Origin of the sequence: Prosthecobacter vanneervenii, from assembly GCF_014203095.1 — a bacterium.
Taxonomy (GTDB): domain Bacteria; phylum Verrucomicrobiota; class Verrucomicrobiia; order Verrucomicrobiales; family Verrucomicrobiaceae; genus Prosthecobacter; species Prosthecobacter vanneervenii.
The window spans coordinates 1-10,969 of record NZ_JACHIG010000027.1 but is presented as its reverse complement, the minus strand read 5'-3'; the positions used below and the strand labels follow the sequence as shown (position 1 = coordinate 10,969).

Here is a 10,969-nt window from a genome sequence, read left to right as displayed (position 1 = left end):
AACCAGATTTCGCCGCCGCAGGTGCGGGACATGACGTGGTAGCAATAGGATTCCAGCGGCCCCTTGCCGAGGATGCGCTTGCGCCCGCCGGACCAAGACCGCGCGGCAGGATAGAGGCCGGTTTTGGCGTTCACACCGACGAGCTGCTCTTCGAGCGGGAGAGACTGGGGATGAGGGGATTGGGCGGGTTGCATGGCGGGAAAATGGGTGAAAATCGTGCACAGTCAATCAACTAAATGCCTGGCATTAAGTTTGGCATTAAATTGAAGTGGGAAGTTGGGGCTAAAATTTGTGGGACAAAGGGGGGCTGGCTGGCGTATGTGATGGCGCTTTGTCTGCTGCTACTGCCATCTCTGTTTCGAAGACGCGCCGTGCGCTTTATGCGGCGGGGCTGTTTGTGGTGGCGTCGGCGGTTTTTTACGGGGTGTTTGCTTCGGTGGCGTATCCTTGGAACTGGAGCGGGGTGTGGAAGTACCGGTTTCAGTTTGGCAGTGGCTGGCTGATGACGATGGGGCTTTCTCTGGTGGCGATGGTGGTGAGCATTGGCTTTGGGTTTGTGCTGATGCTGGGCCGGCGGGCACCGTGGGAGCCGGTGCGGATGGCCTGCGGCGGGGTGGTGGAACTGGTGCGGGGTTCGCCGCTGCTGGTGCAGCTCCTTATTGGACATTACATCATAGCGCAGGCGCTGAGCATTGAGCAGCCGGTGGTGACGGGGATCATCCTGCTGGGGTGTTTTGAGGGGGCGTATCTGGCGGAGATTTTTCGCGGGGCGGTGGAGAGCATCAGTGCCTCGCAGATGGAGGCGGCGCGTGCCGTGGGGTTTGGGAAGGTGCAGACGTACCGCTTTGTGATCATTCCGCAGGCGCTGCGGCGTGCGCTGCCGGGGACGACGGGACAGCTGGTGTCTTTGATCAAGGATTCGTCCCTGCTGTCGGTGATCGGGATCGAGGAGCTGGTGCAGAAGGTCAAAATCATGAACTCAGCGAGCTATGCCCCGCTGGAGGGGTATCTGCCGCTGGTGGCGGCGTATCTGATTGTGACGCTACCGCTGTCGTATGTGGCGCGGAGGCTGGAAGGGAGGTTTGCGTATGAAACTTGAAGCGCAGGCGGTGACGAAGCGATATGGGGCGCATGCAGCGCTGGACGGAGCGGAGTTTGCGACCGGTGCTGAGGCGCGGGTGATCGCGCTGCTGGGGCCGTCTGGCGGTGGGAAATCCACGCTGCTGCGCGTGCTGGGCTGCCTGCTGGTGCCGGATGCGGGGCAGGTGAGTCTGGATGACCGCACATTGCCGCATGATGAGGATGGCGCGCTGGTGGAGAGGCGCGGGAATGGTTTTGTATTTCAGGGCTACAACTTGTTTCCGCATCTGACGGCGTTGCAGAACATCACGCTGCCGCTGCAGGAGGTGCATGGGATGCCGGAGACGCAGGCGACGCAGCGGGCGCTGGAGCTGCTGTATCGGCTAGGACTGCAAGGGCATGAGCACAAGCGGCCGAGCCAGCTTTCAGGAGGACAGCAGCAGCGTGCGGCGATAGCCCGGGCGCTGGCACCGAAGCCACGGCTGCTGCTGCTGGATGAGCCGACCTCGGCGCTGGATCCGGTGATGACGGGGGAGGTGCTGGACGTGATCCGCGAGCTGGCGGAGGCGGGGCAGAGCATCATTCTGGCGACGCACGAGATCAGCTTTGCGCGGAAGGTGGCGGACTGGGTGGTGTTTCTGGCTGCGGGGAAGGTGCAGGAGTCTTCGAGTGCGGCGGAGTTTTTTACGAAGCCGAAGACGGAGATGGCGAGGCGGTACCTGGAGGGGCTGTCGAAGTACCGGTGAGTGACACAGGGGTTAGCCGGCGCTCAGTGAGTTTGACGAATGATGCCACGGGCGATTGACAACGGGTCTTTATTCCGGCTGCTGAGGGAGTCATTAAGCGGCGACTGATCGTGTGGAATTGGGCAGCAAGGGAGTCGCCGCGAGGCGGCATGGCGGAGGGACGCTGCTGGAGAGCGCGGAATGTAAAGAAGGCGATGGGTTTGCTTCCCGGATTGGCTGGCAGAACCTAGGGCGGCGCTCGCTTAGGCTCGCTGGCCCTAGGCTACGATAGGCCGCACCTTTGGTGCTGGTGTGAAGAGAGGCGGCTGTGGCACAGAGAGAACAGATCTGTTTTCAATAGATCGTGGTATTTCAAAGCGTGCGCTGGGGTTTGAGGAGGCGGGTGATGGCTTGTGCGTCAGGGGGCGGGCGAGCCGCACAGAGGACTGTGCGGACCACTATGGGGGCGGCCTTGGGGGGAGCGCGTGTTGTGCGGACCGCTCTGCTGGCGCCTGTGGCGATGCAATATGGCCACAGGGTGGTTCAAATGCTCTGATGGAGCAGTGAACAGCGGCCTTATACCACGATCAGTTAAAAGCGGGTCTGAAGGTGGAGGCACGAGCTGACGGAGGGGGATCATCTTGATCCCCCACACCTGCAGCGTGTTCGCGGATGTGCGATGGCGCTGGAAGATGAGGAGGCTCGGCTTTGTGGAGACGCGAGAATGCGGGGCGATGCGGGAGCGTGAGGGATCGGGACGATCCCTCTCCGCCAGAGCGCTGGCTGGCGGCATGGAATGCTGGCTTCCACCCATGAGACCTGTTTTCAGCTGTGCGCGGCCTTAATTGTTGAGAGCCGAGGTGGGGGCCGGGGTGTCGAGGCTGGTGGGGGGAGGCTGGCCGCCGTTTTTGATGGTGTCCACCATGCGCTTGATGCCTTCGCGGGCCATCTCGCTCATGGGGTGCATGCGGCGGGCTTTGAGATACCAGGAGAGGGATGAGCCGATCTGCTGCTTTTCTTCCTGCTGGCGGGCGTTTTCGATGGCGGTGACGAATTCGCTGGCCTTGACGCCGAGGTCTGCGCGGAGCTTGCTGAGCACGGGGTCGTCGGGGTAGTTTTTGGATTCCTTTTCGACTTTTTCCCAGGCGGCGGGAGGGCTGCTGGAGGCGAGTTCCTTGGCACCGCCGAGGATGAGCTCGAGCTTGCCCATGTCTTTGAGGACTTTTTCAAGCTGCTGCTTGCGGGTGAGATCGTCTGCGACGGCGGCAATGAAGGGGGCCTGATTTTCGAAGATCTGGCGGTAGTTGCGCTGGCTGATGAGGCGGTCGAACTCCATGAGGGCCTGGGACTTCATGTCGGTGGACTGCATCATGTGCTCGCTGAGCTGGGTGACGCGGGGATTGGTGGGCCAGATTTCTGCGGCGGCCTTCATCTCTGCCTCGACGGTTTTGGCGTCCTTGCTGCCCATGGCTGCGTTGGCGTTGTTGACGTGGAGGTTGCTCATGGTCTTGGCGGTCTGGATGGCGGCCAAGGGCTTGGCGTATTCGAAGTCTTCGGAAGCGGTGCGCAGTTCCATGACGACGGTTTCCGCGCTGGCGTAGTCCTTCATTTCGAGGAATGAGAGGAGCTTGTTTTTCTTGCGCACGAAATCGAGGATCTTGGCCTTCTCCGTCATGGGAAGACGACGGACGCGAGGAAGGTACTCGCCGATGCCGTAGGCTTCCAAGAGGCGGTTGCCGGCGCTGTCGAGGTCGCGGCGGGCCACGAGGTTTTCGAAGGAGACAAGGGACTCATCGACGCTGCGGATGGCTTCAAGAGAGAGGCCGTCGATCATGCTGACCGTGGGTGGGACGCCGAAGCTGCTGGAGAGGATTTTCTGGACGTCGCTGCCTTTGTCCAGCTGGAGGATGCTTTCGCCATCGCGGAAGAGATTGGGGTAGAAACGACAGGCGATGATGGCGTGCTCGAAGCGGCGCTGCAGGAACATCTGGATGATCATGGCCTGAAACTGAGTCTTGCTGGTGATCTCTGAGAGGCCCATGGCGGTCTCATTGAGCTTGGTGCGAGCTTCGATTTCGGCTATGCCTTTGATGTAGCCGGAGGTGCGTCCGACGGTGGCGCTGTTGTTTTGCTGCACCTGCGCGTTGTTTTGCGACTTGGTGGAGGTGGGGCCGTTTTTGGCGAGGGGAGCGCTGTTGAGGCCCATCTCTGCATTCCATTCGAGCTGCTTGCGGCGCTCCATCATGGCGGCGTTGGCGAGCTTGCGTTCATTGACACGTTTCTGGGAGGTCCAGACATCCCAGACGGCATTGGCCAAGGCATTGCATAGGCCGCCGTCGATCTTGGCGGTGCCTGCCTCCGGGAGCAGGGCGAAGGCCTTCATGACCTCCGGGCCGCGGGCTTGCACCTTGGTGACGGGATCTGGAGCCTGCTTGTGATTGGGGGAGAGGAGCTCCATGATCTGCGCCATGATATCGCGGTAGGCCTGATCCTCCGGGCCCTTGGCCTCCGGGGTGGTGAGATAGGTCTCAAACCGGGAGCGCATCATGCGATTGTTGGTCACGTTCCAGAGCTTGCCATTGAAGGAGACATTCTCGGAGCCGGGGTCTGCCATGGGCATGTTGCCCAATGCGGTCTGGGTGTCTGTCTGCCTGTCTGAGGCAGAGCCCGGGACCATGTTGTAATTGTTGTTCGAATTGGTGGTGGTGCTGGCTGGAGGTGCGCCCGCGCCGGGTGCGCCTGGCAGCACCTGGGCACTGAGAGGAGCGAGTGCAGCGAAGACGAAGATGGGGAGGAGGATCTTCATGGAGGTGGGGAGGCTCAGGCTTTGTTGAGTTCGATGACTTCGAGCACGCCGGTTTCAAGAACGCGTACTTTGACGATGTAGCGCTGACCGCGCTGGATATTGGACCCTTTGAAATCTGGCGGAACCCATACCGGAACAAAGGTGCTGCCGGAGCTGTCGGTGACCTGCATGCTGAAGAGGCGGCCGTCGGAGCTGCGCCAGTTGTCGAGGCGGTCATCCACGATGCCTTCGACCTTGTATTCATTGCCGCTGAGTGCGGTGGCGTTTTCCATGAACTCGCCGGTATTGAGTTCGGTGACACCAGTCATGGGGTCCACGGTGCGGTGCATGAGAAGGAAACCGCCGCCGCCAACACAGGCGATGATGGCGATCAATCCCAGCCAATGGGTGGGGCGTACTCCAGATTGTGCGCGTCTTGACATAGGAGGAGGATCGGGAAGTTTTGGGTGGAGGGGTCGGTGAAAGACAGGCTAAAAATCGACGACAAATGCTGGCTGTCCAATCCAAGATGGAGCAGGGTGGAGGGAATGGGCTACATGGACAGAAGAGATATGCGCATCTATCGCGGTTCGTTTCAGGGAAACGGCTGCCTGAGCGGGTGCATGTTTCATCTGGTGTGTCTGGCCATGCTGGTGCTGGCGGGAGTGGTGTGGGTGATCAAGCAGCGAGCTTGGGAGCTGACCTTTACGGTGGAGATGCCGAAGGTGGAGAAAGCCGCACCCGAGACGGGGGAAGGTGAGCCGTAGCTAGAGGAGGGGCTGGCGTCAGGATGCAGTGCTACTTTCTGTCATGATCCTGGATGTCGAAGAACTTTCCAGCGACGCCCCAGGCGAGATCGGTGCGAGGAAGGATGCCGTCTCCGCCGATGTAGTAGCGGCTGAAGAGGAGGTAGTTGTCTCGTGAAATGCCCGAATTGGTGCCGGCGGAGAAGATGGAGGCCACTTTAAGGCTCAGGGAACCGGCGATGCCGTACTTGTTCTGCATGTGGTTTCGAAACTCGGTTTCATTGGGGTTTGTGAGAACGAGGATGACCAGGAGAGAGAGGAGAAGGAAGCCGATGAGTCTCATGGAAGGGGCGTGGTGTGCTGGCTGGGTGCGGTGATGAGGGGATGGGTGGCTTGGGGGAATGGGGGCTAGGGTGCGGTCATTGTGCTATGAAGATCGAGCGGGCTGCGGGATCTTGCCGGAGCGGATGCCCATGTCGTGGAGAGCTAAAGCAGGCGGCTAAGAAAGCTGGCAGGGGCATCCAGCCAGCACGGAGAGTGAAATCCGTAGGGCTTCCGGCAGTGCGGGAGCTTATTTTGGCGGAGGTTTGTTTGACCATCCGCGATTTAATACACTAAATCCCAAGGGGTTTCCAGTGCTAAGCGTGGGGTCCAGAGACCGGATATTGTCCGCGAGCTGGAACGCTGCAGGCGGGGAGAGGGTCTTGCCAGTGCAGGTGGCGCGGGATAAGCTCCAGCCGTATGCGCAGTCTGGCGACCCTCTTTTATTTCCTGGTGATAGCGGGGGCGCTGGCGCACCCGGTACATACCTCCACGGCGGAGGCGGAGTACAATCCGCAGACGAAGAGGCTGGAGGTGAGCCTGACGGTGTTTATCAGCGATCTGGAGACGGCGCTGATCCGGCAGTGCGAGCGGGAGATGCGGATGGAGAAGACGCCTGCGGCGGAATTTGATGCGCAGGTGCTGGTTTACTTGAATAAGACCTTTGTAGTGACGGACGCGGCAGGAAAGGTGGCGAAGATGACGTGGGTGGGACGGGAGATGGAGAAGGAGAGTGAGAAGAGCGGGGATCCGGCGGTGGTGCTGTTTTTTGAGGTGGAGATGCCGGAGGGGCTGAAGGGGGCGACGGTGAGGGATGCGGTGTTTTGCGAGCTGTTTCAGGATCAGGTGAATTTGATGCTGCTTCAAACTGGCTCTCAGAAAATCGAACTAAGCTTCGCGCAAGACAAGGCGAGCCAGAAGGTCATGCAGGCTGACTGAACCGGTTATGATCGAATCATTTGTGGTGAGACTGGACCCAGAATAGCAGGTTGGTAAACCCTATGCCAAACTGCTGCTCAACGAGGTAAGTATCATAATCCAGGCTTTCGACGAAACCTTGTGAGAATCGCTGCAGACTTGAAGATGCGCCTGCGAACTGCCTGATGGCGGAACGAGGTGAAACATGTCCCGCCTGAGGATGGCTCAGTGCTTCTGCGGATGCATCCAATGCCTCGGCACATGTGAGGAGCGCTTTGCGGATCTTTTCAGGAACCACAAATCTATCGCCGTCCCTTGCCCTGGCGGCATAGCGAGCATGGATGTACTCTGGGAGGATCGCGGCCAGATCGGTCCAAGACTTGGAAAGTGCATTGACGGCGGGCTGATATTGGGGATCAAGGCCAGCATCGTGAAGGGCAACCGGCAGGGAGGGTGTCTTGAGTTTTGCGCCTGCGAGAAGGCGCTCGGGTTTGGAAATGCCATTCAACTGTCCGACGAAGCTGCTGAAGCTTTCATGGTGATAGGCAGCGGTGGCTATGGCGCGCAGATTGGAGCCTTTTTCAACGATGATGGATGGAGTTGGTGGGGATGGGACATCGGCGATCTCCACTTTTGGCAAGGGGGGGACGATGAGCTTTGCGGTAGACTTTCTGCTGCATCCTGTGAGGACGAGGAGGAGTGCAACGAAGAGCTTCATGCGTGTGATGGTTTCGTGAGTCTAAGTTTAGAACGGGCTGAGGCCCGGAACACGAACTGTGAGGCCGGACTGGCTGAAGCCGGTACTACAATACGAAGAGGCTGGGCACGGTGCAGATGGGTTTTATGGAGATGTGGGCAAGTGAAGGAGCTCTTTGATCGAGGACGAGTTCGAGTAGGAGGACGAGGACGAGGACGATTCAGATGGTTACCCGAAGTAGGGAGCGAGGATGTTGCGGGCGACCTTGATGGCTTTCATGCGGCCATCGAGGGTTTTGCCGAAGGTGTCGTCTTCGACTTCGATGCAGAGGGGGCCGGTGTAGCCGATGCGCATGAGCTCGGCCATGAAGGCAGGCCAGTTGATGTCGCCGTAGCCGGGGATTCTCGGCTGGTGCCAGCGGAGGGGGAAGTCGAAGCGGCCGACTTCATTGAGGGCGGCGCGATTGATCTGGACGTCCTTGGCGTGGATGTGGAAGAGGCGGGATTTGAACTCAGCGAGGGGGCTGAGGGGATCCATGTCCTGGAGGATGAAGTGGGAGGGATCGTAATTGAGGCCGAAGGAGGCGGAGTCGAGATCGTGGAAGGCGCGGCGCCAGATGGCGGGGGTGGTCATGAGGTTTTTGCCGGCGGGCCACTCGTCGCGGGTGAAGGACATGGGGCAGTTTTCGATGGCGATTTTGACGCCGTGGTCTTCGGCGTACTGGATGATGGGCTTCCAGATTTTGAGGAAGCGGGGCCAGTTTTCATCGACGGTCTGGGTCCAGTCGCGGCCGACGAAGCCGGTGACGAGGCCGACGCCGAGCTTGGGGGCGGCGGCGATGACTTTTTTGAAATGGGCGACGGTGGCGCGGGAGACTTCCGCGTCCGGGTCGAGCATGTTGGGGTAGTAGCCGAGGGCGCTGATGCTGACGCCCTGATCGTCGCAGTGGCCGAGGATTTCCTGGGCCTTGGTTTTGGTGAGCGAGGTGACGTCGATGTGGGTGACACCAGCGTATTTGCGCTCGGCTTTGCCGACGGGCCAGCACATGGCCTCGACGGTGGAGAAGCCTTCGTGGCGGGCGAAGTTGAGGACGTTGTCGAAGGAGAGCTCGGGGAGGATGGCGGTGACGAAGCCGAATTTCATGGGATGGGAGGGAGCGTGAAGGGCACAAAAAAGGGCGGGAGTGTGAGTCCCGCCCTTTGGAAGGGAGTGTTGGGTTATTTGGCTTCGGCAGGGAGGTCTTTTTTGCCAACGAGGACCTTGTCCACGAGGCCGTATTCGGCGGCCTGGGCGGCGGACATGTAGTTGTCGCGGTCGGCGTCGCGCTCGATCTGCTCGACGGACTTGCCGGTGTGGTGGGCGAGGATGCGGTTGAGGCGTTTTTTGAGGCCGAACATGTACTCGACGGTGCGCTCGACATCGCTGGCGGTGCCGCGAGCGCCGCCGGAGACCTGGTGGATCATGATGTCGGAATTGGGCAGGGCGTAGCGCTTGCCCTTGGTGCCTGCGGCGAGAAGGACGGCGCCCATGGAGGCGACGAGTCCGATGGAGTAGGTGCAGACATCGCAGGTGAGGAACTGCATGGTGTCATAGATGGCGAGGCCGGCGGTGACGCTGCCGCCGGGGCTGTTGACGTAGATGTTGATGTCCTTTTTCGGATCCTGCATCTGGAGGAAGAGGAGCTGAGCGATGATGATGGAGGCCATCGTGTCGTTCACTTCGCCGCCAAGGAAGATGATGCGGTCCTTGAGGAGGCGGGAGTAGATGTCATAGGCGCGCTCGCCACGGCCTTCGGATTCGATGACGGTGGGGACCATGTAGCTGGACTGAGGGGCGATGACGGAAGGAAAATCGGAGGAGGAGCTGGGGATCATGGCAGGGAATGAAGAGGTGGGGGGTGTGGTTGTCAAAGGAGAGATGGAAGAGGCGGAGCGGGAAATGACGAATGAGTAAATGCGAATGACGAATCCAGCATGCTGGATCAGGCGGGCGGGGCGGAGGCGAGTTTGAGGCCGACGACGCCGGAGACGATGAGCAGGATGCATACGAGTCGGGCGGTGGTGCGGGGCTCGTGGAAGATGAAGAGGCCGATCAAGGCGGTGCCGACTGCGCCGATGCCTGTCCAGACTGCATAGGCGGTGCCGATGGGGAGCGTGCGCAGGGCCAGGGAGAGAAAGAAGAAGCTGGCGATCATCAACACGACGGTGATGACGCTGGGCCAGAGGCGGGTCCAGCCCTCGGTCTGCTTGAGGCCGACAGCCCAGGCGACTTCGAGCAGTCCGGCGATGAGGAGGTGAAACCAAGGCATGATGGAAACAAGGATACGCCACCGCCGAGATGAGCGGCTGGTCTTTTTAAACGGCTACGGCGGTGACCAGAGTCATCCAGAGCTTTTGGCTGCACGCTGTTTGCGGCGGGAGGCCACATCTTCGCGCTTGGTACGCACTGCGGCGGCATCGGTGCTGCGGCCCTGCGTTAAACATTCTCTTTCCAGAGCCGTCAGCACCCCGATGTAACGATCATAAAGGGGGAGGGCGGCGGAGTCTCTTTGCTGTACGAATTTCTTTTCTGCGCCGCGATACGAGTTGCGCAGGCTGATCAGAGTCCTGTGCAGGTTCGCAGGGTCAATCGACGGCATAAAATTGTGCGTGGTGAAGCGCTGCTTTTCCTCACGAAGAGCCAAAGCTTCGTCGAGTCTGGCAGCGTTGGAGGCTTCCTCGATGGCACGGTCAAGAGCGGCGAGGTAGTTGGTGGACAGCGTGGCGATCTGCTCGTTGTAGGGGGCGTTGACATCCCGCTCGAAGGCGCTTTGAAACTGGGATTCCAGTTTGGAGAGACGCTCGGGCATGGACTCGGGAGGAGCGGCTGGAGGTGCCGGTGGGGAGGTGGGAGACGCCGAAGGCTGAGCTGGTGCGCTTGGGGGCGTCATGGGGGCGGCGGGAACGCTGGCGACCTTGGTGGTAGAGGGAGGCGTGGGCTTTGCGGGTGGAGGAGAAGGGGCTTGCTGCGGTTTATCTTTGCCTGAAGCGGCGGGTTGGGGCTTTGCCGTTGCTTTTTGATCAGGGGTAACAGGCGGCGTGGTGACCACAGGCGCTGCCTGAGGTTGATGAGGCGGTGGAGTTTTCTGCTGGTTGATGATCAGCCAGCCGCCAAAGCCGAGCATGAGCAGGGCACCGATGATGTAAGGCATCGTGGAGCCAGCCTGGGGAGGGGCGGATGGTAGTGGCTCATGGAGGCGGGGCTGTGGAGTGGATGAGGCCTGATGCTGTGAGGTGGAGCCCGGGCTGCGCGAGGAGGGAACCACTGTGCGGCCAGGTCTCTGAGGCGGCTGCTTGGGCAGCACGGCGCTGGATTGCTGGCCCGCCTCCGCTCTGGGAGTGGTGAGAATGACATCCAGCGCGAGGCGGAACTCCTGACTGCTCTGGTAGCGCTCCTCGGGATAGTGCTCCATGGCGCGGCGCACGATGTCGTCGAAGCGAGGGTCGATGCTGGCGAATTTTTGCGACGGCATTCGGAACATGCCACGCGGGATGTCGCCTGTGAGCATCTGATAGAGCATGACGCCCACGGCATAGATGTCTGCACGGCTGTCCACATCAGAGCCTAGGTCGTGTTTGAAAACCTGTCGATTGGCAAATTGGGTGCATCGAGGCAAGAAGACATGTCGATGAAAACCCAACGCTTTGCATGGTGGGAG

13 protein-coding genes are annotated in these 10,969 nt (G+C 60.4%); 4 read left to right on the top strand and 9 right to left on the bottom strand.

Annotation, left to right across the window (positions count from 1 at the left end; genetic code table 11):
- On the bottom strand, positions 1-194 hold a 194-nt coding region (locus tag HNQ65_RS26400; RefSeq protein WP_184344866.1), incomplete at its 3' end, for a hypothetical protein.
- A gap of 137 nt (positions 195-331) precedes the next feature.
- On the opposite strand from HNQ65_RS26400, the gene HNQ65_RS26395 reads away from it, so the two are divergent.
- A complete protein-coding gene (locus HNQ65_RS26395; protein ID WP_184344864.1) occupies positions 332-1,099 on the top strand; it encodes an amino acid ABC transporter permease in 768 nt (255 codons plus the stop codon).
- Positions 1,089-1,826, top strand: coding sequence for an amino acid ABC transporter ATP-binding protein (locus HNQ65_RS26390; RefSeq protein WP_184344862.1), 738 nt, complete (start codon positions 1,089-1,091; stop codon positions 1,824-1,826). The genes HNQ65_RS26395 and HNQ65_RS26390 overlap by 11 nt, the downstream gene beginning before the upstream one ends.
- 820 nt (positions 1,827-2,646) lie before the next feature.
- Here the strand turns inward: HNQ65_RS26390 and HNQ65_RS26385 are convergent.
- Positions 2,647-4,611: a hypothetical protein gene (locus tag HNQ65_RS26385; protein ID WP_184344860.1), complete on the bottom strand. Its 1,965-nt coding sequence runs from the start codon at positions 4,609-4,611 to the stop codon at positions 2,647-2,649.
- 14 nt (positions 4,612-4,625) lie between these two features.
- Positions 4,626-5,033: a hypothetical protein gene (locus HNQ65_RS26380; RefSeq protein WP_184344858.1), complete on the bottom strand. Its 408-nt coding sequence runs from the start codon at positions 5,031-5,033 to the stop codon at positions 4,626-4,628.
- Between the two features lie 129 nt (positions 5,034-5,162).
- On the opposite strand from HNQ65_RS26380, the gene HNQ65_RS26375 reads away from it, so the two are divergent.
- On the top strand, positions 5,163-5,357 hold the full coding sequence (locus HNQ65_RS26375; RefSeq protein WP_221306308.1) for a hypothetical protein: 195 nt from the start codon (positions 5,163-5,165) through the stop codon (positions 5,355-5,357).
- A 31-nt stretch (positions 5,358-5,388) separates the two neighbouring features.
- Here the strand turns inward: HNQ65_RS26375 and HNQ65_RS26370 are convergent, their stop codons facing one another.
- Positions 5,389-5,679 carry a hypothetical protein gene (locus HNQ65_RS26370; protein ID WP_184344854.1) on the bottom strand — a complete coding sequence of 97 codons (291 nt, stop codon included), beginning with the start codon at positions 5,677-5,679 and terminating at the stop codon, positions 5,389-5,391.
- Positions 5,680-6,077: 398 nt separating this feature from the next.
- Here HNQ65_RS26370 and HNQ65_RS26365 point away from each other — a divergent pair, with 398 nt between their 5' ends.
- Positions 6,078-6,596 (top strand): DUF6702 family protein, encoded by a 519-nt coding sequence (locus HNQ65_RS26365; protein ID WP_184344852.1) that lies wholly within the window; start codon positions 6,078-6,080, stop codon positions 6,594-6,596.
- Between the two features lie 16 nt (positions 6,597-6,612).
- Here the strand turns inward: HNQ65_RS26365 and HNQ65_RS26360 are convergent, their stop codons facing one another.
- The 5 genes from HNQ65_RS26360 to HNQ65_RS26340 all read right to left on the bottom strand — a co-directional run bounded on the left by HNQ65_RS26360 (position 6,613) and on the right by HNQ65_RS26340 (position 10,867).
- On the bottom strand, positions 6,613-7,293 hold the full coding sequence (locus HNQ65_RS26360) for a hypothetical protein (RefSeq protein WP_184344850.1): 681 nt from the start codon (positions 7,291-7,293) through the stop codon (positions 6,613-6,615).
- Positions 7,294-7,500: 207 nt separating this feature from the next.
- The gene (locus tag HNQ65_RS26355) at positions 7,501-8,415 is read right to left on the bottom strand and encodes a sugar phosphate isomerase/epimerase family protein (protein ID WP_184344848.1); all 915 of its coding nucleotides are present in this window, start codon (positions 8,413-8,415) and stop codon (positions 7,501-7,503) included.
- Positions 8,416-8,489: 74 nt separating this feature from the next.
- The gene (locus HNQ65_RS26350) at positions 8,490-9,146 is read right to left on the bottom strand and encodes an ATP-dependent Clp protease proteolytic subunit (protein ID WP_184344846.1); all 657 of its coding nucleotides are present in this window, start codon (positions 9,144-9,146) and stop codon (positions 8,490-8,492) included.
- Positions 9,147-9,253: 107 nt separating this feature from the next.
- On the bottom strand, positions 9,254-9,580 hold the full coding sequence (gene sugE, locus HNQ65_RS26345; RefSeq protein WP_184344844.1) for a quaternary ammonium compound efflux SMR transporter SugE: 327 nt from the start codon (positions 9,578-9,580) through the stop codon (positions 9,254-9,256).
- Between the two features lie 72 nt (positions 9,581-9,652).
- Positions 9,653-10,867, bottom strand: a complete 1,215-nt coding sequence (locus HNQ65_RS26340; RefSeq protein WP_184344842.1) for a hypothetical protein — start codon at positions 10,865-10,867, stop codon at positions 9,653-9,655.
- Positions 10,868-10,969: the final 102 nt, after the last annotated feature.

Bases quoted from the DNA above. Each gene is read 5' to 3' on its own strand.
- HNQ65_RS26390 (WP_184344862.1), top strand. From the start codon at position 1,089: ATGAAACTTGAAGCGCAGGCGGTGACGAAGCGATATGGGGCGCATGCA.
- HNQ65_RS26385 (WP_184344860.1), bottom strand. From the start codon at position 4,611: ATGAAGATCCTCCTCCCCATCTTCGTCTTCGCTGCACTCGCTCCTCTC.
- HNQ65_RS26380 (WP_184344858.1), bottom strand. From the start codon at position 5,033: ATGTCAAGACGCGCACAATCTGGAGTACGCCCCACCCATTGGCTGGGA.
- HNQ65_RS26375 (WP_221306308.1), top strand. From the start codon at position 5,163: ATGCGCATCTATCGCGGTTCGTTTCAGGGAAACGGCTGCCTGAGCGGG.
- HNQ65_RS26370 (WP_184344854.1), bottom strand. From the start codon at position 5,679: ATGAGACTCATCGGCTTCCTTCTCCTCTCTCTCCTGGTCATCCTCGTT.
- HNQ65_RS26365 (WP_184344852.1), top strand. From the start codon at position 6,078: ATGCGCAGTCTGGCGACCCTCTTTTATTTCCTGGTGATAGCGGGGGCG.
- HNQ65_RS26360 (WP_184344850.1), bottom strand. From the start codon at position 7,293: ATGAAGCTCTTCGTTGCACTCCTCCTCGTCCTCACAGGATGCAGCAGA.
- HNQ65_RS26355 (WP_184344848.1), bottom strand. From the start codon at position 8,415: ATGAAATTCGGCTTCGTCACCGCCATCCTCCCCGAGCTCTCCTTCGAC.
- HNQ65_RS26350 (WP_184344846.1), bottom strand. From the start codon at position 9,146: ATGATCCCCAGCTCCTCCTCCGATTTTCCTTCCGTCATCGCCCCTCAG.
- sugE (WP_184344844.1), bottom strand. From the start codon at position 9,580: ATGCCTTGGTTTCACCTCCTCATCGCCGGACTGCTCGAAGTCGCCTGG.